This is a genomic window from Roseobacter phycocola (assembly GCF_042055075.2).
GTDB lineage: Bacteria > Pseudomonadota > Alphaproteobacteria > Rhodobacterales > Rhodobacteraceae > Roseobacter.
The window spans coordinates 1374392-1395383 of sequence record NZ_CP194010.1 but is presented as its reverse complement, the minus strand read 5'-3'; the positions used below and the strand labels follow the sequence as shown (position 1 = coordinate 1395383).

Here is a 20992-nt window from a genome sequence, read left to right as displayed (position 1 = left end):
CCCCGGGCACAGAGGCATTGCACCTTATATGTCCCCTCTGCTAGTATTCGGACACAAAATATAGACCCTGCACACAGATCGGGCAGTTTACGTGAGCGACACACCACAACCCCCTGAAAATGATGATGAAATGACGCCAGAGCGCCCCGCATATGAGGGCCCTTCTGTCAGCATCGAGCATGAGATGCGCACGTCCTATCTGGACTACGCCATGTCGGTCATCGTCAGCCGCGCCATCCCGGACCTGCGGGACGGGCTGAAACCGGTACACCGGCGCATTCTGTTTGCGATGCACGAGACCGGAAACAGCCACGACAAAGCCTATCGCAAGTCGGCGCGTCCGGTGGGTGACGTGATGGGTCAGTATCACCCCCACGGCGACAGCGCGATCTATGACGCACTGGTACGGATGGCACAGGACTTTTCCATGTCGCTGCCCCTGCTCGACGGCCAGGGCAACTTCGGGTCAATGGACGGCGATAACCCGGCGGCCATGCGGTACACCGAAGTGCGCATGGATAAACCCGCCGCCTATCTGCTGGCCGACATCGACAAGGATACAGTCGACTTTCAGGACAATTATGACGGTAAGCAGCAGGAACCAACGGTTCTGCCTGCCCGTTTTCCGAATATGCTGGTCAACGGGGCCGGCGGTATTGCCGTGGGTATGGCCACCAATATCCCGCCGCATAACCTGGGCGAAGTGGTTGACGCCACGCTGGCCCTCATTGATGAGCCAGACCTGACATCTGAACAGCTGATTGAATATGTTCCCGGACCGGATTTTCCGACGGGCGGTATCATGCTGGGCCGGTCCGGCGCACGCAAAGCATATCTGGAGGGCCGTGGTTCGGTCATCGTGCGCGCCAAAACGCGGGTTGAGGAGATCCGCAAAGACCGCTGGGCGATCGTCATCGACGAGATCCCCTACCAGGTGAACAAGGCAACCATGATCGAAAAGATCGCGGAGCAGGTCCGCGAGAAAAAGATTGAGGGCATCAGCCATGTCCAGGACGAATCCGACAGGAACGGCGTGCGCGTGGTTGTCGAGCTGAAGCGGGACGCGACCGCCGAAGTGGTCATGAACCAGCTTTACCGCTTCACCCCGATGCAGACGTCTTTCGGGTGTAACATGCTGGCGCTGAATGGCGGCCGGCCGGAACAGCTGACCCTGCGCAAGTTCCTGACATACTTCATTGATTTCCGTGAAGACGTCGTGGCGCGGCGTACGGCGTTTCTGCTGCGCAAGGCGCGGGACCGCAGCCATATCCTGTGTGGTCTGGCTGTTGCCGTCACCAACATCGACGAAATCGTGGCGACCATTCGCGCATCGTCGGATGCCGCTGAAGCGCGCGAGAAACTGATGACCCGCCGCTGGCCGGCGGAACAGATCCTGGATTACATCGCGCTGATCGACGATCCGACCCACACAGCAAACGACGACGGGACCTACAATCTGTCCGAGACGCAGGCACGTGCGATCCTGGAACTGCGGCTGCAGCGTCTCACGCAGATCGGCGTGAAAGAAGTTACTGACGAGCTCGAAGAACTGGCCGGTAAGATCAAGGAATACCTCGAAATTCTGGGCTCGCGGGACCGGATCATGAGCATCATCGCGGACGAGCTGCGCGAAGTGCGCGAGCTTTTCGCTGTGCCGCGCCGTACCGAGATCGTCGACTGGTCGGGCGACATGGAAGACGAAGACCTGATCGCGCGCGAGGATATGGTCGTGACAGTCACTTCCGGCGGCTACATCAAGCGCACGCCCCTGGCAGACTTCCGGTCGCAGCGCCGGGGCGGCAAGGGTCTGGCGGGCATGCAGACCAAGGAAGAAGACGTGGTCACCACGCTCTTTGTGGCAAATACGCACACGCAGCTGTTGTTTTTCACAACCGACGGGATGGCTTACAAACTCAAGACCTGGCGTCTGCCTCAGGGCGGGCGCACGTCCAAGGGCAAGGCGATTGTAAATATCCTGCCGATCCCCACGGGCGTCTCTGTTGCGGCCATTCTGCCCATCGACCGGGACGAGGATGACTGGGATCAGCTGCAGATTGTCTTTGCAACATCTGCAGGAACTGTGCGGCGTAACGCCTTGTCAGACTTCACAAATGTCAAATCGAACGGCAAGATTGCCATGAAGTTCGAGGACGAGCACGCAGAGACGACACTGATCAATGCGCGCATTGCCTCGCCCGATGATGATGTGATGCTGGTCACGGCTTCGGGCCGGGCGATCCGCTTCCCGTCAACGGATGTGCGGGTCTTCAACTCGCGGTCCTCGGTGGGCGTGCGGGGCGTGAAACTGACCGGCAACGACAAAGTGGTGTCAATGTCTGTGATCCGCCACTTTGATGCGAGCCCGGATGAACGCGCCGCCTATCTCAAGATGCGCCGCGCCATGGCGGGCCTCGCTGATGATGCGGATGCGGCGGCAGATGACGATGAGACAGATGCCAATGCGACCATTTCGCAGGAACGCTATGCCGAGATGTCGGCAGCAGAAAATCTGATCCTGACGCTGACCGCAGGGGGTGCGGGCAAGCTCAGCTCCAGCCACGACTATCCCGTGCGCGGACGTGGCGGCATGGGCGTGCAGGCAATGGACAAAGCGATGCGCGGCGGCGCGCTGGTAGCGTCCTTCCCCGTCGAGATGGACGACCAGATTATGCTGGCCACGTCGCGCGGCCAGTCGATCCGCGTGCCTGTAGACGGCATCTCGTTCCGGTCGCGGTCTGCGGGCGGGGTGCGGGTGTTCAACACCGGCAAAGGCGAAGAGGTCGTCAGCGTCGCCTGGATCGCGGATCAGGGCGAGGATGACGCCGCCCCGGAGGCGGATGCCGAAAGCTGACCGGAGCGTTTACGCAACGGTCGGTGGCCTCTGCGACGCGCCGACCGGCGAATCGCGTGTTACCCGTTCTTTTTATGGCTGGACCGGCGTCGGTTTCACGTCGGTATAACGTCGGTATTTTGTCGGTGCGCGGGTCAGTGGGGCCGGGATTAATATAGCGCGCGGTCGGGTTTGTTACGTGGGCGTTAACGGTGGTTTGGCGGACCTAACTGACTTTTTCAAACCGTACGTCAGGGGCTCTCTCCCGCATGCTGAGCATTCAATGCGTATCATAGTATAGTCATATCTGCGACGCGTTTTGGTCAGATGTATTTGTTGTGATTGTCCTTAACTTCAGTGGTCAAAAATGGCGGGCGAATATGAACACGGAATTTGAGCGGGAAGTCAAAACCGCTTTCACACAAGCGAAGTTTGGTGATCAGGTTGATAAGATTGCGCCGGTGGATCTGCACTTTGTTTTACCGCTGAAAGTATACGCACGCTATGAAACCCTGATTAGTGAAGTTACAAGCGGCGACTTCCAAGTTACTGCCGGATATAACCTCGTTCTGTTATATATCGACCCTGAGGACGCCCAACGAGCAGGAACAGCTATGTTCGGACGTGATTTAGACGGTTTGATTGCAGCCTGGTCGAATGTGCTGGACGATATTGCCGCGGACCCGGACCAGACTTCACGCCTCCAAAAATTCAAAAATGCACATGCACACTTTAGGGGCGCCTTGTGGTTTGAGCCAAACCCGGGTGATCCCTGCGCGAGCGCAAACCCAATCAAACGTAACTCAAGACACGCCTCAAAACCATTCTGGCGCCGCCTTTTGAACTGACGGCGAATTTCCCTTTAACGGGGTGTGTCGGATCATAGGTTTTCGAACCTGACGTCTGATGCCATTCATCCAAGCTTTTAGCGGCCAAGGGCTCAGGAGCAGACGTTGTGACTTCCAGAGCCCGCGCCAGAACCACGCCTTACAGCCGGTAAATGCCGGAGAACTTCTCTTTGAGATAGGACAGCAGCGGGGCCTCGGAGGGGACGCGGCCACTGGCGCGGGCGATCACGTCGCGGGGTTCATAGAGGCCGCCGTGGGTCTGGACGTTCTGCGCCAGCCATGTGGTGGCCGCCGAGGTATCCCCGCGTGCCAGCTGGTCATCGAGATCCGGGACTGCCCCGCGCAGGGCGTCATGCAGGCAGCCGGCATAGACATTGCCGAGGCTGTAGGTCGGGAAGTACCCGAAGAGACCCACGGACCAGTGCACATCCTGCAGCACCCCATTTGACGGTTTGTCCACCGTATAGCCGAAATCCGCCGCGAAGCGGTCGTTCCAGGCGGCCTCCAGATCGCCGACGGTCAGGTCACCGGACATCAGCGCGCGTTCCAGATCAAAGCGCAGCAGCACATGGAGGTTGTACTGCAACTCGTCGGCTTCGGTGCGTATAAAGCCGTTGTTCACGCGGTTCACGGTGGCATAGAAGCTCTCCGCGTCGGGAATGCCGAAGTCACCGAAGGCGTCGCGCATCTGGCCGTAGAGCCAGCCGGTAAAAGCACGGCTGCGGCCCAGCTGGTTCTCATAGATGCGGCTCTGGCTTTCGTGCACGCCCATCGAGACGCCCTGCCCCAGGGGTGTCAGCAGGTAATCGCGGCTGATGTTCTGCTCATAACAGGCGTGGCCAACCTCGTGGATCGTGGAATAAAAACAGTTGAACGGATCGGTTTCGCTGGTGCGTGTGGTGATCCGCACATCAAGACCCGAGCCGGAGCTGAAGGGGTGCACCGCCTTGTCGACACGGCCATATGCCATGTCATAACCAAAGGTTTCGGCGAGTTTCTGTGACAGGCGCATCTGCGCGGCCTCATCAAAGGTGCCGGTGATTTCCGCGGGCGGTTCGGCGTCCAGCACAGCGGCGCGCAGGGCGCTGAGTTCGGGGCGCAGCGCGCCGAACATCGCCTCAAGTTCGGCGGCCGTGGTGCCGGGTTCATAGTCCGAGAGCAGCGCGTCATAGACGTCGCCCCCCTGTGCCAGCGCGGCGCCCTCCTCCTGTTTCAGGCGGATCACGTTTTCCAGCGTTGGCGCGAAAGCTGCAACATCGTCACTGGCGCGGGCATCGGCCCAGACGCCCTGCGACACAGAGGTGACACGCGCGATTTCCGATGCGAGGTCGGCGGGGATTTTCGACGCCCGTTCCCAGGTCCGCCGGATGTGACGCAGCTGTGCGCGGGGGACCTCCTCTGTCTGGTCCTCTTCTGCGGCGGCCAGCCAGTCCCCCATGCGCGGGTCGGTGCGGCGCGCGTGCAGGACGGATTCGAGGGCTGCGACCTCCTCGCCGCGCTGCTCTGCCGCACCGCGCGGCATCATGGTTTCCTGGTCCCATCCAAGCCGCCCCGCGATCGAGGACAGCGCCATGGTTTCACGGGTAAAGGCCAGCAGGTCGGCGTAGGTGCTCATCAGGAAGACCCTCTCAGGGATGTGACGACGGGATAGCCGCTCAGGAAACGCGCGCGTAGGATCAACACCCAGACAACCACGGCCAGCAGCTGATGAAAGATCGCGATATGCGCCGGGGCCGCATAAAGGACCGTCACAATGCCCAGGACGATCTGCAGTGACATGGCGGACATGACGGCGTTGAAGGCGAAACGGGTGTTCGGGTGCGCCGAGCGGCGTCCGCGCAGCCAGACGACCACGGCAAAGACCAGCAGAACATAGCCGGTGATCCGGTGGATGAACTGAACAAGGCCAGGGCTTTCAAAGAAGTTGCGCCAGACGGGTTCAAGCACCATGGCACTGGCCGGGAAGAACTGGCCGCCCATCAGGGGCCAGTCGGTATAGCTGCGCCCGGCGTCGATCCCTGCCACGAGCGCCCCGATCAGGATCTGCAGGAAGGTGAAATGCAAAAGGCCCGTGGCCATGCCCCATTGTTTGCGTTCGCGCGCGCGGCGCGCCTGCATCAGGTCCTGTGCGCTGCGGCCCAGTTCCATCACGTACCAGGAGATGAAGCCAAGGATCACGAACGCCAGTCCGAGGTGCACCGCCAGGCGGTAGCTGGCTACATCCACCATGCCCTCGCCCTGGGTCACGCCAGAGGCGACCATCCACCAGCCGATCGCCCCCTGGGCCCCGCCCAGAACGCCGAGCCACAAAAGCCGGGGTGTCCAGCCGGGCGGGATTTTGCGTCGGATGCCAAACCAGACAAAGCCTGCAGCCCACACGAGGCCGATCACGCGGCCCAGCTGCCGGTGGCCCCATTCCCACCAGTAAATCACTTTGAAATCAGCCATTTGCATCCACTGATTCTGGATGCGCCATTCGTCGATCTGCTGGTATTTCTCGAATTCCGACTGCCATTCGGCCTCTGACATCGGCGGCAAGGCACCGGTGATCGGGCGCCATTCGGTGATGCTCAGTCCGCTGTCGGTGAGACGGGTCAGCCCGCCCACGGCAATCATTGCGAATACCAGTGCAAAGAGGATCATGAGCCAGACGCGGATCGCGCCGCGCGCACCTGTCCGGCCTTTGTCAATGAGCCCCGGCGTTGCGGCGGGGCGGATGTCGGCGGTGCTGCCGACCTCTTCGAAGATGTTGCGCTTGCTGCTCATCCCGGTGCCTTATCTGACAATGTTGCGGCTATACCTAAGCCCGTGCGCAGTCGAGGTCCAGCGTCACTGATTGTCGCGGTCCCTGCCCCGGATGATCTGTCGCAGCATGCCGTGCAGCATCTGCACATCAGCGCGCGTCAGTGGCATGCGGCTCCACATATTCCGCAGGTTGGTGCGCATGGATTGCGATTTGTGCTCGGGAAAGAAGAAACCGGCATCGTCAAGCCGTTCCTCATAGTGTTGCGCCAGACGTTCGACCTCAATCCCTTCGGCCCAGTCGGTACCGGCCATTTCGGTCACATCGTGCGTGACATCACCCGTGGCGCGCATCCATTCGTAGCCTGCCAGCAGCACACATTGCGCGAGGTTCAGCGAGGGAAACTCCGGGTTCACAGGCACCGAGATGATGGCATTGGCCCGCGCGATGTCCTCGTTTTCGAGGCCCGCCCGTTCCGGACCAAAGAGCACCGCCACGCGCTGGCCTTGCGCGATCTTTGCGGCGGCCAGTTTCATAGCGGCTTCGGGGCTCATGACAGGTTTGGTCAGATCGCGCGACCGGGCGGTTGTCGCAAAGACAAAAGCACAGTCCCCGACGCTGCCTGCCAGATCATCGCTGAGCTGTGCGGTGTCGAGCACCCGGCCAGCACCGCTGGCCATCGCCACAGCGGACTGGTTCGGCCAGCCATCGCGCGGCGCCACAATGCGCATACGGTCCAGCCCGAAATTCAGCATGGCACGGGCCGCGGCACCGATGTTCTCACCCATCTGCGGGCGCACGAGCACGAAAGCCGGAGTACGGGGTGTTTCAACTGGATCTGACATGGCGGCCTGATAGGCGCTCAGGCCCGCGCCTGCAACGCCCTGACGCTGAAATCGTTGGGCGCCGGGCATAATCGTTTTCCTTTTGGCGCGCCGGCGGCTAGAGATCAGTGCCAGACGACCTCAAGGACAAGACCCATGGATGACACGCCCGAACTGCCGCAGATTTACCTGATCACCCCGCCGGAGTTTGAGCTGAGCACCTATCCTGACCTGCTGGCGCGTACGCTGGATGCCCATGAGGTGGCCTGTGTACGCCTGGCGCTGGCCAGCCGGGATGAGGACCGGATATCTCGGGCGGCAGATGCCCTGCGCGAAGTGACCCATGCCCGCGACATCGCGCTGGTGCTGGACGAGCACACGATGCTCGCGGACCGGCTTGGGCTGGATGGTGTGCACCTGACGGACGCGGCGCGCTCTGTCCGGGATACGCGCAAAACCCTGGGCGATGACGCAATTGTCGGCGCTTTCTGCGGGACATCACGGCATGACGGCATGTCGGCAGGAGAAGCCGGTGCGGATTACGTGAGCTTCGGGCCTGTGCAGGCATCCGCCCTCGGCGATGGGTCCTTTGCCGAAGCGGCGCTGTTTGAATGGTGGTCCGAAATGATCGAAGTCCCGGTTGTGGCCGAAGGGGGCCTGACCACCGACCTGGTGCGGGCGCTGGCCGGTTACACGGATTTCTTTGGCATCGGCGATGAAATCTGGGGCGTGGAGGACCCGGCCGCAGCGCTGGGTGATCTGATCGCCGCGATGGGCTGATCAGAAGAAAACCCGCTCAACACTCCACCAGGCACCTGTGACCGCAATGAGGATCGAGGCGGGGATCGAGACCGAGCGGAATACCACAGGATAGGTTGTTGCCGCCTGCTCCGCCGGGTCCAGCGCCATGCGCCGCGCGAGCCGGGCCGACAGAACCAGCAGGAGTGCGGCCAGCGCAATCACCGTCAGCTGCCCCAGTTCCACACCCACATTGAAACCGATCAGTGCCGGGATGAACTGGTCATCGGGCAGCCCGAAGTCGCCCAGCACTGAGGCAAACCCCAGCCCGTGCAGCAGCCCGAACCCGAAAATGACCGCGGGTCGCCACCGGCTGAGCCCCTGATGGAAAATATTCTCGACGGCCACATAGACGATGGAAGCCGCGATCAGGGGTTCCACAATACTGCCCGGCAGCGTTACCCACCCAAGCGCTCCGAGTGCCAGCGTGACCGTATGGGCCAGCGTAAAGGCCGTGACCTGCCACAGCAGCGGCCGCCAGCGTGTGCTGAGGAAAAAGAGCCCCAGGACAAACAGAATGTGGTCGAGGCCCTTTGGCAGAATGTGGTCGAACCCGACGGGCACATAGGCCATGAATGCCTCGCCCGGCGTCTGCGCGCCGCCGCCCTCAAAGCTGATGGCCGGGCTGCTGTCTCCGCCGGCCAGATAGCCGGTGTAGGGTTCCGCGACACCCTGCTGGCGCAGCACCATAGCGCCGGACCCTGCGGGCCAGTTAACTGTGACCGTAGCTGCACCCTCCGGCAGCGGGGCCACCAGTTCCACCAGTGAAATGCGGGGCAGTTCAAAATCGGCGGGCGTTTCCGTTTCCACACTGCGCAGCGCGAACCGGAGTGCATCGCCCGCTTCGGCCAGCGGCACTGCGTTCCACTGTGTGATCAGTTCCGGCAACCGCGCCTGCAGGTCCGGTATGTCCATGGCCCGCAGCGTGTCATAATCATCTGAGCCTTCGGTGTCGTCCGTGTCCGCCACATTGTCGAGATCAATGCCCGACAGAAAGGCCTCAATATTCATGCGCAGGGTCAGCGTCACCTCTGCCTCATCCGTCACGGACAGGTCGGCCACTGTGGGGATCAGTTCGTGCGCGGTTGCATCCCGCGCCTGCCCCACCAGGAAGTGAGTTGACACGAAACCAAAAAGCATCAGCTTGACGATGCAGCGAAGAAGGGTCCTGGGCATGGTAATGAAACGTCTTTTCGGTCTGGTGATGATGGTCGCGGGTCTTCCGGCCGTTGCGCACGAGTTTTGGATTGAACCTGAAGAATATCAAGTCGAAAGCGGAGAAGTGATCACCGCAAACCTCCGGAACGGCGAAAATTTCGAAGGTACGGCGCTGGGTTGGTTCGACAGCAACTTCACCCGGTTCGACATTGCCGCCGGTGGCACGATCGTGCCGGTGGAAGGACGCCCCGGTGACTACCCGGCTCTGAATATGCAGGCGCCCGGCGATGGACTGATGGTTGTGCTGCATGAAACCACGCCTGCGCGGCTGACCTATCGCGAATGGGAGAAGTTCCTGAAATTCGCGGCGCACAAGGATTTTCCCGATGCCGCTGCCACCCACGACGCGCGGGGCTGGTCGAAGGAGAAATTCCGCGAAAGCTATACTCGCCATGTCAAAGCGCTGATTGCAGCGGGTGACGGGTCCGGGCAGGACCGCGCCTTCGGGCTGGAGACGGAGATCGTCGCACTGGACAATCCCTATGCCGATGGCTTCGCAGGCCCGATGCGGGTGCAGGTTTTCTATAACGACGCGCCGCGCCCGGATGCACAGGTTGAGATTTTCACGCGTGATCCGGCGGGCGCCGTTGAGGTGACACTGGCGCGCACCGACGGCGACGGCATCGCGTCCGTTCCCGTGAAAGCAGGCCACGAATATCTGCTGGATGCGGTTGTGCTGCGCGAGGCAGAGGGCGCGGGGTCCGATCCGGACGCACCGGTCTGGCGCACGCTCTGGGCGGCGCTGACCTTCCGCGTGCCGGAGTAAGGCAAAGACGCTCTTGATCCGGCCCGCGTTCCCCGTCACAAGGCAGTCATGAGCAAAAACCCCGACATTCTGTGCATCGGTTCTGTCCTGTGGGATGTGATCGGCCGCTCGGCGAGTGTGATGCGTCAGGGGTCGGATGTACCGGGCCGGATTACCCGTCTGCCCGGTGGTGTCGCCATGAACATTGCGATGACACTGGCACGGTTCGGGCTGACCCCGGGGCTGCTGACGGCCATCGGGCGGGATGCCGAGGGTGAGGAACTGATCGCGGCATGTATCGCGCGGGGTCTGGTGACCGATTATGTGTATCGCTCCGATGATCTGCCCACTGACGTCTACATGGCCGTCGAAGGCGCCAATGGACTGATTGCGGCTATTGCGGACGCCCATTCGCTGGAGGCCGCCGGTGCGCGCATCCTCAGCCCGCTGTCAGATGGCAGGGTTGCGACCCCGGACGCGCCCTATGCGGGACCCGTGGCACTGGACGGCAATCTGACGCTCGATCTGCTCAGCGACATCGCGGCCAGCCCGCTGCTGGCAAAGGCCGACCTGCGGGTGGCACCAGCATCGCCGGGCAAGGCAGAACGCCTGTTGCCCTTTGTCCGCTCTGGGCGTGGTACGCTCTATGTGAACCTGGAAGAGGCCGGGTATCTGTGCCAGCAGCCCTTTGACAGCTCGGAGAAGGCAGCGCGTGGACTGCTCGACCGTGGCGCGTCGCGCGTGCTGGTGACCGATGGCGGCAATGATGCTACCGAAGGGTCCGGCCAGGACCTGATCACCCGCAAGCCCCCCCAGGTTCTGGTGACCCGCGTCACCGGTGCCGGTGACACTTTCATGGCGGCCCATATCGCTGCCGAGGCGGAGGGTGCCGACCGTGACACCGCCCTTACCCGCGCGCTTGGCGCTGCTGCCGCATATGTATCCGGAGAAACACACCTGTGAGCCAACTGCCTTTTATCCGCAGCAGCGAAGTCGCTGCCGCCACCACTGCCGGCAAACCGATTGTGGCGCTGGAAAGCACCATCATCACCCACGGCATGCCGTTCCCGCAGAACCTTGAGGTCGCGCGCCAGGTGGAAAATGACATCCGCGCCTCGGGTGCCGTGCCCGCAACCATGGCCGTGCTGGATGGCACGCTCTGCGCAGGCCTGGAGCCTGAACAGCTGGATACGCTGGCCCAGGCGCGCGGGGTGGCAAAACTGTCCCGCGCGGATCTCGCCGCCTGCATGGCCACCGGGGGGACCGGGGCCACAACCGTCGCCGCGACGATGATCGCCGCCCGTCTGGCCGGGATTGACGTCTTTGCCACCGGTGGTATCGGCGGCGTGCACCGTGGCGCTGAAAACAGCTTTGATATCTCCGCGGACCTGATGGAACTGGCACAGACCCCCGTCAGTGTCGTGGCAGCAGGGGCCAAGGCAATCCTCGATGTCGATAAAACGCTTGAAGTGCTGGAAACCCAGGGCGTGCCGGTCATTGCCGTGGGGCAGGATGATTTTCCCGCCTTCTGGAGCGCCGGTTCGCCGCTGCGCGCGCCCCTGCGCATGGACACGGCCGAAGACATTGCGCGCGCCCATCACATGCGTGGTCTGCTGGGATTGCCCGGTGGACAGCTGATTGCCAATCCGGTGCCCGCTGCAGACGAAATCCCGGCCGCTGACCTGGCCCCGGTGATTGCCCAGACCCAGGCCGACGCGGATGCACATGGCATCCGTGGCAAGGCCGTCACCCCGTATCTGCTGCAGCGTATCTTTGAGCTGACCGAAGGCCGTTCCCTGACCGCAAACATCGCGCTGGTTCGGAATAATGCCCGTCTTGCCGCCCGGATCGCCCAGGCACTGAGCACAATCCGCAACGCCTGATCACAAGAGGAGCTCCAGGTGCACCCCGCCCATTGTGGAGCACTGCCAAAGCGCCTAACTATCCAGTGCATCATCCGTTGGAACCTGAATGAACACGCCCTTCGATCCTGAAACGCCCCCGTCCCGCCGCAGCCTTTTCGCCAGTCTCCGCGCCTCCTTTCTGACAGGCCTGGTTGTCATCGCACCTGTGGGTCTGACGATCTGGCTGATCTGGTCCGTTGTGGGCTGGATTGACGGATTTGTCCTGCCGCTGGTGCCGCGCGCCTATCAGCCGGACCGCCTGATCCAGGACCTGCTGGGGCTGGACCCTTCCGTGCAGATCAACGTGCGCGGCATCGGTGTGATTATCTTCCTGATCTTCACGGTGATCGTCGGCTGGATGGCCAAGGGTATCATCGGCCGGTCCATGATCCGCTTCGCAGAAAGCCTTGTGGAACGCACGCCGGTTGTCCGCACCATCTATTCCGGCATCAAACAGATTTCGGAGACCGTATTCGCCCAGTCGGAACGTTCTTTCGAGAAGGCCTGCGTGATCGAATACCCGCGCAAGGGCATCTGGGCCATCGGGTTTATCTCGACCAATACCAAGGGCGAGATTGCCGCACGGGCAAACGACGGCAGTCCGATGCTGAGTATTTTCCTGCCAACCACACCCAACCCGACCTCCGGGTTTCTGCTCTTCGTGCCGCAGCAGGACGTGATCGAACTTGAGATGACCGTCGAGGACGCAGCCAAACTGGTGATCTCCGCAGGCCTCGTCTATCCGAACGACAAAGATCCGTCAGTGCCACCCGGGCAGATGTAGTCAGCCGAACATCGCCGGCAGATCGACGGTGCTGCGCAGGTTCAGATCCTCTTTGTGCTGGTCAATAAAGACATCCGCTGCGCGCTGCCCGGCCTCTTTCAGCCGCGCCAGCGTATAAGGCGTCGGCACCAGTTTCGTCGCAACCGACAGCTCGTTCATCAGCGCATCATCGGCGATCATATGCACCAGCACACGGTTTTTCTGATCCGTACTGAGCGTGCCCTGCTCCAGCAGCCGCTGAACGAATTCAATGGCGCGCAGTTCCCGCAGAAGGGATGAGTTGAAACTGATCTCATTGATGCGGTTCTGAATGGCCTGAGCCGTGCGCGGAATCTCTGTCCGCTCCAGCGGGTTGATGTTCACCACCAGAATGTCGTCCGGCAGATTGCCGTGAAAGAGCGGAAACAGCGCTGGGTTGCCGGTGTATCCACCGTCCCAGAAGGCCTCGACAGTGCCGGTTTCGGCATCCTCAACCTCGACCGCCTGAAACACCGTGGGCAGACAGGCAGAGGCCAGAATGGCCTCCGTGCTGATCTCGCTGTCCTTGAATACCCGGACCTTGCCATTGCGCACCCGCGTGGCGCAGACGAACAGACAGGGCCCGTGCCCGTTTTCCTGACAGACATAGTCAAAGTTCAGCTGACTGACGATCGGTTCCAGCGGGTTACGGTAAAACGGCCCGTAAGAATAAGGCGAAAACATCCGCGACCACGCCTCTGACGCCATAACGGGCCAGGAGTATTCCAGTGCGGTGGAGAAATCCCCCAGCGAGAACGGCGTCATCCACTGCGGAATGTGCATGTCCGGCCGCGCGCCAACCTCCTGCCACAGCCAGTCCAGACGCGCCCGCGCGCCGTCACGCCCGTCCTCAATCATCCCGGCCTTGAACGCAGCACCATTCAGCGCACCGGCACTCGTGCCCGAAATAGCCGAGATGTGAATGTCTTCCTCAGACAGCAACCTGTCCAGCACGCCCCAGGTAAAGGCACCATGGGCACCGCCACCCTGCAGGGCAAGATTGATACGCTTTTCCGCCATAACCGACACCTTCCCTTTCTTCTGGCCCGAAATATCCCTGCCGGAGGCATGAAATCCTCAGAGCGCTGTCCAGCCACCATCCACAGAGATCGTTGTGCCTGTGATCTGCGCCGCAGCATCCGAGCACAGGAACGTCGCAGTACCCCCCATCTGTTCGACGGTGGCGAATTCTTTGGACGGCTGGCGTGTCAGCATCACGTTCTCAATGACCTCATCCCGGGTCATATCGTATTCTTTCATCGTGTCCGGGATCTGTTTTTCAACGATCGGCGTCAGGACATATCCGGGACAGATCGCATTCGCGGTGATGGGTTCCTTCGCCGTTTCCAGCGCGGTGGTCTTTGTCAGCCCGACCACGCCGTGCTTTGCAGCAATATAGGCAGATTTATAAGGCGATGCGGTCAGACCATGGGCGGAGGCGATGTTGATCACCCTGCCCCAGCCTGCCGCGCGCATCATCGGCAGGGCGACCGCCGTTGTGTGAAACGCCGACGACATATTGATCGCAATGATGGCATCCCACTTTTCCACCGGGAAATCAGGGATGCCCGCCACATGCTGGATGCCCGCATTGTTCACAAGAATATCGCAGACACCTGCCTTTTCGATAAGGGCCCGGCACTGGTCTCCTTTGGACATGTCCGCCTGAATATAGCGGGCCGTTACACCGGTCTCCTTTGCGATTTCAGCCGCCAGCGCGTGATCTTCCTCGTTGTCCGTGAAGGAATTGAGCACAATATCCGCGCCGGCCCGCGCCAGTTCCCGCGCGATCCCAAGGCCAATGCCAGAGTTTGATCCTGTGATCACGGCGGTCTTTCCGCTGAGTGAGATTTCAAATGCCATGTGACGCTCTCCCGGTTGTCTTACAGCACTTTGCGTTTTTCTGAGGCACCCTGCATCGCGTTCCGCGTTCAAGCGAAGCGAGAGACAGCGGGTTGCGATTCAAATCAAACGCAAAGTGCTTTTTGCTGCGTTGCAGTGATCATGCCTTGCTGCAGCTGCAAAGTGAATGAGAAATCCGCAGAAACCCGGTCCCGCCCGATATCGTGATCCGCCCAGGACAGCAGGCCAAAAAAAACGCCTGCACAAGGCAGGCGTTAAGTTATTGAGGCAGGTTTCATACAGGCAAGAAACCTATCGAGCAGTGATCTCTTTATAAGCAATCCGACGCCGCTGTCCAAGCTAAAAGTTTGATAACGCGTAAATTCACCGATAGGTTATGGGCAATGAAAATAAGGGCAGCAGGGGATTGTCTCCAAAATGAGCACGGTTTTTTTCCACCGTATCCGGGCGGGTATGCTGATTGTCGCGGCGATTCTCTGCACAACCCACGCGGTTGCTGAGCCGCAGCATGGTCTATCTATGTATGGTGATCCGGCGCTGCCACCGGATTTTGTGTCCCTGCCCTATGCCCGGCCGGATGCGCCCAAAGGCGGCAGCATAACGCTTGGAAACACCGGCGGTTTTGACAGCCTGAACCCCTTTGTGCGCAAAGGGACCGTGCCATGGCAGCTGCGGTTTTTCACCCACGAGTCCCTGATGGGCCGCAGCTGGGACGAACCCTTTGCACTTTATGGTCTGCTGGCCGAATCGGTTGAGGTGCCGGACGACCGCTCCTGGGTCGCCTTCACGCTGCGGGAAAACGCCCTCTTTTCAGACGGTACACTGGTCACAGTGGACGACGTGATTTTCTCCTACGACCTCCTGGCCACGCAGGGGCATCCCAGGTACCTCGGGCTGGCCGGTCAGATTGACAGCATCACCCAGACCGGCCCCCGCAGCCTGAAGATCACCTTCAACACGGAAAACCGCGAACTGGCATTGCTGGCGGGCATGCGCCCCATCCTGAGCCGGGCACAATGGGAAGGCCGGGATTTCGCCAATGCGCCGATCGGTGACATCCCGCTTGGCACCGGACCCTATGTTGTCAGTGACTATGAGGCCGGCCGGTTCGTGGAGCTGAGCCGCAATCCTGATTACTGGGGCGCTGATCTGCCGTTCCGGGCGGGGACGCATAACTTTGACCGGATCAAACTGGATTTCTATGGCGATGCCTCAGTGCTCTTTGAGGGGTTCAAGGCAGGCGAGATTTCCGCAGTGCGCGAATTCAACGCGGAAAAATGGGCGCGCCAGTATGACTTTCCCGCTGTCGAACGCGGAGAGGTTGTGAAAACGGAGATCCCGCATTCCAAACCATCCGGCATGACGGGTTTCGTGATGAACAGCCGCCGCGCGCCCTTTGATGACTGGCGAGTCCGCGAGGCGCTGATCCACGCGTTCAACTTCGAGTATATCAACGACACGCTGACGGGGGGCGCGCAGCCGCGCATCACCTCCTACTTCTCCAATTCGGCCCTCGCCATGGAGCCGGGACCCGCACCCCAGGCGGTTGCCGGACTACTGGCCCCCTTTGCGGACGAACTGCTGCCGGGCACACTTGAGGGATACGAACTGCCGGTCAGTGACGGGTCCCTGCGAAACCGCAAAGGCATCCGGCGGGCCATGGCGCTGCTGGAGGAGGCCGGCTGGAGCCCACAGGACGGCGTGATGCGAAATGCCGCCGGTGACACCCTGGCCTTCACCCTGCTCATCGCACAGAACAGTGCTGAAAACCGCGCCATCGCCGACATATACCAGTCTGCGCTCGACCGGCTGGGCGTTGAGATGACCATCGAGGCCACCGATGACGCGCAGTTCACGGAGCGCACGAGTGACTTCGATTTTGACATGACAACCTATCGGCGCGCGCTGTCGCTGTCGCCGGGCAATGAACAGCGGTTTTACTGGGGGTCGGAATCGGCCGCACAGGAAGGGTCGCGCAACCTGATGGGCGTTGCCTCACCGGCGGCGGATGCAATGATCGACACGATGCTGCAGGCCAGATCGTCAGAGGAATTTGTTTCCGCTGTGCGCGCGCTCGACCGGGTGCTGACCGCTGGCCGCTACGTGATCCCTTTCTGGCAGTTCACCACAGGGCGCATCGCACATATCCGCGAAATGAAGTTTCCGGACAACCTGCCGATCTATGGCGATGGTCCCAGCTATATGCCGCATGTCTGGTGGTACGAGGCCTCAGACCAGTGAGGTGACCCAGAGGATGTTCGCATCCTCCTGACTGACCGAGACCACGTTATGGCCCATCGAAGCGTCATAATAGGCACTGTCGCCCCGGCGCATCTCAACGGGTTCGTAGAATTCCGTATAGAGGCGGATGACACCGGTCAGCACATAAAGGAATTCTTCGCCGTCATGGCGGACCCAGCCGTCAAACTCTGACATTTCGCGGGCCCGGACGCGTGCGCGATAGGGCAGCATCTGCTTTTTGGTCAGCGTATCCGCCAGAAGTTCGTGCTCATAGGTGGCCGTTGCCTGGGGCGTGCCCTGCCCGGTGCGCGTGACGGCCATCCTGCCGTTGACCTGCCCCGGACGGGGGGGCGTGAAAAGCTGGGGCACTGATATTTCCAGCCCGGTGGCGAGCTTTTTCAGCGCGTCATAGGTCGGTGACATCTGACCGTTCTCGATCTTGCTGAGCGTCGATCGTGCCAGCCCGGCCTGACGGGCGGCCTGTTCCAGGGTCCAGTCCCGCGCTTTGCGCAGCTCGCGCACACGCACGCCCAGATCAAGGGGTACCGCCTGCGCATCCTGTCCGCTTTCGCGCGCGATACGGATCAGATTTCTGGGGTCCCGGTCGGTCATACCCAATTCTATAGGAGGCCCGCCGCGAGCTTGCAACGCCCCGAAGGCCAGTCTAGCAGGTGGCCTATGCTTTCTGTTGTGCATGAGGCCAGCGCGCCCGAGATCCCTGACCCGTTCAATCTGGCGGCCTATGTGCTGACTGAGGCGGGGGTGTCTGTGGGCCGGACCGCGCTGGAAATCCACGGACCGGACGCCGTTGAGACCTGGACGTACGGCCAGCTGACAGCGGCGGTGCGCGGCACCGCGACCGGACTGCTGGATCTTGGGCTGTTACCAGGGGACCGGGTTCTGATGCGGCTGGGAAATACTGTCGATTTTCCGATTGCCTATCTGGGCGCCCTGGCGGCCGGGCTGGTGCCGGTGCCCACGTCGTCTGCGTTGACCGCGGGCGAAGTGGCACGGATTCTGCCGATGATCCGGCCTGGCGTCATTCTGCAGGACCCCTCTGTGGCCTGCCCGGACGCGCCGGGGATCATCCTGCCCGACACCCTGCACAGCTGGCGGGCACTGCCCCCGGCGGACTGGCACATGGGTCCGCCGGACCGGCCGGGCTACATCATTTTCACCTCCGGGACTTCCGGGACACACCGGGCGGTTGTGCATGCCCACCGTGCCATTCTGGGCCGCCGCATGATGATGCAGGGCTGGTACGGGCTGGGCCCGGACGACCGGCTGATGCACGCCGGTGCGTTCAACTGGACCTATACGCTGGGGACCGGCCTGATGGACCCCTGGACCTGCGGCGCCACGGCGGTCATTCCGGCGGCGGGCATGCCATCCGATGCGCTGCCCGACCTGATCGCCAGATCACGCGCCACCATTTTTGCCGCGGCACCGGGGGTTTACCGCCAGATGATGCGCACTGCGGGGCCCTGGTCCCTGCCCGCCCTGCGCCACGGGCTGAGTGCGGGAGAAAAGCTGCCACAGCGCACGGCAGAGGCCTGGACAGCTGCCACGGGGACACCGGTTTTCGAGGCCTATGGGATGTCCGAGTGTTCTACCTTCATTTCCGGCTCTCCTGCGCACCCGGCGCGGGCAGGCGCGCTTGGGTCCGCACAGCCCGGGCGACATATTGCGCTGCTGGGTCCGGACGGGCCGGTGCCCCGCGGACAGGAAGGCACGATCGCCGTGCATCGCAGTGATCCTGGCCTGATGCTGGAATATCTGGACGCGCCCGAGGCAACAGCCGCGCGCATGCAGGGCGACTGGTTTCTGACCGGCGATCAGGCGGTCATGGATGACGATGGGCAGATCTTCTATCTCGGTCGCAATGACGATATGATGAACGCGGGCGGCTTCCGCGTTTCCCCTGTCGAAGTGGAAAACACGCTGGCGGAAGTGCCGGGAATTGCCGGTGTCGCGGTGACCGATGTGGCGCTGCGCGAGGATACCCGCGTGATTGCTGCATTTTACACCGGACCTGCCCCTCTGGACGATGCGATGCTGCATGACTATGTGCAGAAACATCTGGCGCGGTACAAACAGCCCCGCCTCTTTATCCATATGCCTGAGCTGCCCATGGGGGCGAACGGCAAAATCCTGCGCCGCGCCCTGCGTGACCAATTCAAGGCTCCTGAATGACCGATACGATCAAACTCGACATCATGTCCGACCCCATCTGCCCGTGGTGTTATATCGGCAAGACACATCTTGACCGCGCTCTGGCAGATTTCCCGGATCACCCCTTTGCCATTGAATGGCATCCGTTTCAGCTGAACCCGGAAATGCCTGCGGGTGGCATGGGCCGGCGCGCGTATCTGGAAGGTAAATTCGGCGGCAAAGAAGGTGCCGTGCGGGCTTATGCGCCCGTGGTTGAGCATGCGGAGGCGGCTGGTCTCAGCATTGATTTTGAGGGCATGCAACGCACGCCCAATACGCTGGACGCGCACCGTCTGATCCACTGGGCCGGGATTGAGGGCCGCCAGATAGCCGCCGTGAGCGCGTTGTTTCAGGCCTATTTCGTCGACGCACGGGACATCGGCGATCACGAAGTGCTGGCCGATATTGCCGATGGTATCGAAATGGATGCGGCCGTGGTCTCCAAGCTGCTGAAGTCAGATGCGGACGCCGAAGATATCCGCAAACGTGACGCCCACAGCCGCCAGATGGGAATTTCCTCTGTCCCGACCTTCATCGTCGCCGGGAAACATGCGGTGCCGGGGGCTCAGCCACCTGAGCTGTGGAAGAAGGTCATAACGGAACTTGCAGGCGACACCTAACAGGTCCTGTGCATCTTTACAGAGGCGCCTGTGCTATTCTGTGATTGTGCAGACTTCAACTTCCGGTTACTTCTGACGCTAAAGCGCGCCAAATTTCGGGCGCGGGTGTGCAGGGTACTGACGGGTGAGTGGGTCGCAAAATCCGATACCGATGGGACGGGGTGAATTCATTGCGCTGATGGCAATGATGTTCGCGACGATTGCCTTCTCTATCGATGCAATGCTGCCCGCGCTGCCGGAAATCGCCATGGAACTCACGCCGGATGATCCGACGCGGGCGCCGCTCATTCTGACATCCTTTGTTCTGGGCATGGGGCTGGGCACGTTTTTCGCCGGTCCGCTGTCGGATGCCTTTGGCCGCCGCACCATCATGTTCTGTGGCGCGGGGCTCTACATTGCCTCTGCCGCGGTGGCCTGGGCCTCAGCCTCGTTCGAAGTGATCCTCGCCGCCCGTATCGCGCAGGGCATCGGTGCGGCCGGTCCGCGCGTGGTGTCGGTTGCGATCATCCGTGACCTGTTTTCCGGCCGCGAAATGGCCCGGATCCTGTCGATTGCCATGATGATTTTCACACTGGTGCCAGCATTTGCACCGGCCATGGGTGTCGTGATCATCGAATTCAGCGGCTGGCGCGGGATTTTCATGGCGTTCATCGTGTTTTCGCTGATCTCGGCCTTCTGGCTGGGCCTGCGGCTGCCGGAAACGCTGCCTGTCGCGCAAAGACGCCCGATCCGGCCACACCTGATCTTTGATGCGGTGCGACAGATGTTTGCCCATCCGGTCGTGCGTCTGTCGATTTTCGTGCAGACGCTGTGCATGGCCATCCTGTTCTCGCTGCTGATGCTGATCCAGCCGATATACGAAAAGGTCTTTGATAAGCTGGAGAGCTTTCCGTTCTGGTTTGGTGGCATCGCGCTGGTGTCCGCACTGGCCAGCCTGCTGAACGCGATCCTGGTGGTACGGCTTGGCATGCGGCGGCTCGTGACCATTGCGCTTTTTATCCAGATCGGCCTGTCGGGCGTGATGCTGATCAGCGCGGGCGGGATCGGCCCGCAGGGGTTCGCGTTTTTCGCGGTCTGGCAGGCCTATGTCTTTTTCCAGGCCGGGCTGACCGTCGGCAATCTAAACGCCATTGCTATGGAGCCGATGGGCCACATCGCGGGCATGGCGGCCAGCGTGATCGGCGCTGTATCGACCGTGCTTGCTGCGGCAATCGCCTCGCCCATCGGGTTGCTTTTTGATGGCACGATCCGGCCGCTTGTGGGCGCGGTGTTCGTCATGGCGACGCTGGCCACCGGTCTTATGCTTTACATGGCGCGGATAGAGGCACGCGTTCCGGCAGAGTAA

At 61.5% G+C, this 20992-nt stretch carries 18 protein-coding genes; 11 read left to right on the top strand and 7 right to left on the bottom strand.

The window, feature by feature from the left end:
• Nucleotides 1–91: 91 nt before the first annotated feature.
• On the top strand, nucleotides 92–2851 hold the full coding sequence (gene gyrA / locus AB4K19_RS06895) for a DNA gyrase subunit A (protein WP_436399366.1): 2760 nt from the start codon (nucleotides 92–94) through the stop codon (nucleotides 2849–2851).
• A 359-nt stretch (nucleotides 2852–3210) separates the two neighbouring features.
• A complete protein-coding gene (locus AB4K19_RS06890) occupies nucleotides 3211–3678 on the top strand; it encodes a hypothetical protein (RefSeq protein ID WP_375227695.1) in 468 nt (155 codons plus the stop codon).
• Between the two features lie 139 nt (nucleotides 3679–3817).
• Here AB4K19_RS06890 and AB4K19_RS06885 read toward each other — a convergent pair whose 3' ends face one another.
• The 3 genes from AB4K19_RS06885 to AB4K19_RS06875 form a co-directional block, all read right to left on the bottom strand.
• Entirely contained in the window at nucleotides 3818–5293 is a 1476-nt protein-coding gene (locus tag AB4K19_RS06885; protein WP_436399365.1) for a carboxypeptidase M32, read from the bottom strand.
• A complete protein-coding gene (ctaA, locus tag AB4K19_RS06880; RefSeq protein ID WP_375227693.1) occupies nucleotides 5293–6444 on the bottom strand; it encodes a heme A synthase in 1152 nt (383 codons plus the stop codon). The genes AB4K19_RS06885 and ctaA overlap by 1 nt, the downstream gene beginning before the upstream one ends.
• A gap of 63 nt (nucleotides 6445–6507) precedes the next feature.
• The gene (locus AB4K19_RS06875) at nucleotides 6508–7266 is read right to left on the bottom strand and encodes an RNA methyltransferase (protein WP_375230856.1); all 759 of its coding nucleotides are present in this window, start codon (nucleotides 7264–7266) and stop codon (nucleotides 6508–6510) included.
• A 135-nt stretch (nucleotides 7267–7401) separates the two neighbouring features.
• Here AB4K19_RS06875 and AB4K19_RS06870 point away from each other — a divergent pair, with 135 nt between their 5' ends.
• On the top strand, nucleotides 7402–8025 hold the full coding sequence (locus AB4K19_RS06870) for a thiamine phosphate synthase (protein WP_375227692.1): 624 nt from the start codon (nucleotides 7402–7404) through the stop codon (nucleotides 8023–8025).
• Here the strand turns inward: AB4K19_RS06870 and AB4K19_RS06865 are convergent, their stop codons facing one another.
• The gene (locus AB4K19_RS06865; protein ID WP_375227691.1) at nucleotides 8026–9219 is read right to left on the bottom strand and encodes a HupE/UreJ family protein; all 1194 of its coding nucleotides are present in this window, start codon (nucleotides 9217–9219) and stop codon (nucleotides 8026–8028) included. It lies immediately after the preceding gene.
• 4 nt (nucleotides 9220–9223) lie between these two features.
• Here AB4K19_RS06865 and AB4K19_RS06860 point away from each other — a divergent pair, with 4 nt between their 5' ends.
• The 4 genes from AB4K19_RS06860 (at nucleotide 9224) to AB4K19_RS06845 (ending at nucleotide 12694) form a co-directional block, all read left to right on the top strand.
• Nucleotides 9224–10027, top strand: coding sequence for a DUF4198 domain-containing protein (locus tag AB4K19_RS06860; RefSeq protein WP_436399364.1), 804 nt, complete (start codon nucleotides 9224–9226; stop codon nucleotides 10025–10027).
• A 48-nt stretch (nucleotides 10028–10075) separates the two neighbouring features.
• The gene (locus AB4K19_RS06855) at nucleotides 10076–10969 is read left to right on the top strand and encodes a PfkB family carbohydrate kinase (RefSeq protein WP_436399363.1); all 894 of its coding nucleotides are present in this window, start codon (nucleotides 10076–10078) and stop codon (nucleotides 10967–10969) included.
• Nucleotides 10966–11889 carry a pseudouridine-5'-phosphate glycosidase gene (locus AB4K19_RS06850; RefSeq protein ID WP_436399362.1) on the top strand — a complete coding sequence of 308 codons (924 nt, stop codon included), beginning with the start codon at nucleotides 10966–10968 and terminating at the stop codon, nucleotides 11887–11889. Before AB4K19_RS06855 ends, AB4K19_RS06850 begins: the two co-directional genes overlap by 4 nt.
• Nucleotides 11890–11977: 88 nt before the next feature.
• Nucleotides 11978–12694: a DUF502 domain-containing protein gene (locus tag AB4K19_RS06845; protein ID WP_375227689.1), complete on the top strand. Its 717-nt coding sequence runs from the start codon at nucleotides 11978–11980 to the stop codon at nucleotides 12692–12694.
• Here the strand turns inward: AB4K19_RS06845 and AB4K19_RS06840 are convergent, their stop codons facing one another.
• Both AB4K19_RS06840 and AB4K19_RS06835 read right to left on the bottom strand, forming a co-directional pair.
• Nucleotides 12695–13732, bottom strand: coding sequence for a patatin-like phospholipase family protein (locus tag AB4K19_RS06840; RefSeq protein WP_375227688.1), 1038 nt, complete (start codon nucleotides 13730–13732; stop codon nucleotides 12695–12697).
• 57 nt (nucleotides 13733–13789) lie between these two features.
• The gene (locus AB4K19_RS06835) at nucleotides 13790–14575 is read right to left on the bottom strand and encodes a 3-hydroxybutyrate dehydrogenase (RefSeq protein ID WP_375227687.1); all 786 of its coding nucleotides are present in this window, start codon (nucleotides 14573–14575) and stop codon (nucleotides 13790–13792) included.
• Nucleotides 14576–14992: 417 nt separating this feature from the next.
• Between AB4K19_RS06835 and AB4K19_RS06830 the strand changes: the two genes are divergently transcribed.
• Entirely contained in the window at nucleotides 14993–16816 is a 1824-nt protein-coding gene (locus AB4K19_RS06830; RefSeq protein ID WP_436399361.1) for an extracellular solute-binding protein, read from the top strand.
• On the opposite strand, the gene AB4K19_RS06825 is transcribed toward AB4K19_RS06830, so the two are convergent.
• Nucleotides 16805–17428, bottom strand: a complete 624-nt coding sequence (locus AB4K19_RS06825) for a helix-turn-helix domain-containing protein (protein ID WP_436399360.1) — start codon at nucleotides 17426–17428, stop codon at nucleotides 16805–16807. The two genes, AB4K19_RS06830 and AB4K19_RS06825, sit on opposite strands and share 12 nt — an antisense overlap.
• 66 nt (nucleotides 17429–17494) lie before the next feature.
• Between AB4K19_RS06825 and AB4K19_RS06820 the strand changes: the two genes are divergently transcribed.
• The 3 genes from AB4K19_RS06820 to AB4K19_RS06810 all read left to right on the top strand — a co-directional run bounded on the left by AB4K19_RS06820 (nucleotide 17495) and on the right by AB4K19_RS06810 (nucleotide 20992).
• A complete protein-coding gene (locus tag AB4K19_RS06820; RefSeq protein ID WP_436399359.1) occupies nucleotides 17495–19009 on the top strand; it encodes a class I adenylate-forming enzyme family protein in 1515 nt (504 codons plus the stop codon).
• Nucleotides 19006–19647, top strand: a complete 642-nt coding sequence (locus AB4K19_RS06815) for a DsbA family oxidoreductase (RefSeq protein ID WP_375227685.1) — start codon at nucleotides 19006–19008, stop codon at nucleotides 19645–19647. Before AB4K19_RS06820 ends, AB4K19_RS06815 begins: the two co-directional genes overlap by 4 nt.
• Nucleotides 19648–19798: 151 nt before the next feature.
• Nucleotides 19799–20992: an MFS transporter gene (locus AB4K19_RS06810; RefSeq protein WP_436399534.1), complete on the top strand. Its 1194-nt coding sequence runs from the start codon at nucleotides 19799–19801 to the stop codon at nucleotides 20990–20992.

What these genes read in the sequence shown, in the direction of transcription:
- AB4K19_RS06890 (WP_375227695.1), top strand. Translation starts at nt 3,211, where the DNA reads ATGAACACGGAATTTGAGCGGGAAGTCAAAACCGCTTTCACACAAGCG.
- AB4K19_RS06885 (WP_436399365.1), bottom strand. Translation starts at nt 5,293, where the DNA reads ATGAGCACCTACGCCGACCTGCTGGCCTTTACCCGTGAAACCATGGCG.
- ctaA (WP_375227693.1), bottom strand. Translation starts at nt 6,444, where the DNA reads ATGAGCAGCAAGCGCAACATCTTCGAAGAGGTCGGCAGCACCGCCGAC.
- AB4K19_RS06875 (WP_375230856.1), bottom strand. Translation starts at nt 7,266, where the DNA reads ATGTCAGATCCAGTTGAAACACCCCGTACTCCGGCTTTCGTGCTCGTG.
- AB4K19_RS06870 (WP_375227692.1), top strand. Translation starts at nt 7,402, where the DNA reads ATGGATGACACGCCCGAACTGCCGCAGATTTACCTGATCACCCCGCCG.
- AB4K19_RS06865 (WP_375227691.1), bottom strand. Translation starts at nt 9,219, where the DNA reads ATGCCCAGGACCCTTCTTCGCTGCATCGTCAAGCTGATGCTTTTTGGT.
- AB4K19_RS06860 (WP_436399364.1), top strand. Translation starts at nt 9,224, where the DNA reads ATGAAACGTCTTTTCGGTCTGGTGATGATGGTCGCGGGTCTTCCGGCC.
- AB4K19_RS06855 (WP_436399363.1), top strand. Translation starts at nt 10,076, where the DNA reads ATGAGCAAAAACCCCGACATTCTGTGCATCGGTTCTGTCCTGTGGGAT.
- AB4K19_RS06845 (WP_375227689.1), top strand. Translation starts at nt 11,978, where the DNA reads ATGAACACGCCCTTCGATCCTGAAACGCCCCCGTCCCGCCGCAGCCTT.
- AB4K19_RS06840 (WP_375227688.1), bottom strand. Translation starts at nt 13,732, where the DNA reads ATGGCGGAAAAGCGTATCAATCTTGCCCTGCAGGGTGGCGGTGCCCAT.
- AB4K19_RS06835 (WP_375227687.1), bottom strand. Translation starts at nt 14,575, where the DNA reads ATGGCATTTGAAATCTCACTCAGCGGAAAGACCGCCGTGATCACAGGA.
- AB4K19_RS06830 (WP_436399361.1), top strand. Translation starts at nt 14,993, where the DNA reads ATGAGCACGGTTTTTTTCCACCGTATCCGGGCGGGTATGCTGATTGTC.
- AB4K19_RS06825 (WP_436399360.1), bottom strand. Translation starts at nt 17,428, where the DNA reads ATGACCGACCGGGACCCCAGAAATCTGATCCGTATCGCGCGCGAAAGC.
- AB4K19_RS06820 (WP_436399359.1), top strand. Translation starts at nt 17,495, where the DNA reads ATGCTTTCTGTTGTGCATGAGGCCAGCGCGCCCGAGATCCCTGACCCG.
- AB4K19_RS06815 (WP_375227685.1), top strand. Translation starts at nt 19,006, where the DNA reads ATGACCGATACGATCAAACTCGACATCATGTCCGACCCCATCTGCCCG.
- AB4K19_RS06810 (WP_436399534.1), top strand. Translation starts at nt 19,799, where the DNA reads ATGGGACGGGGTGAATTCATTGCGCTGATGGCAATGATGTTCGCGACG.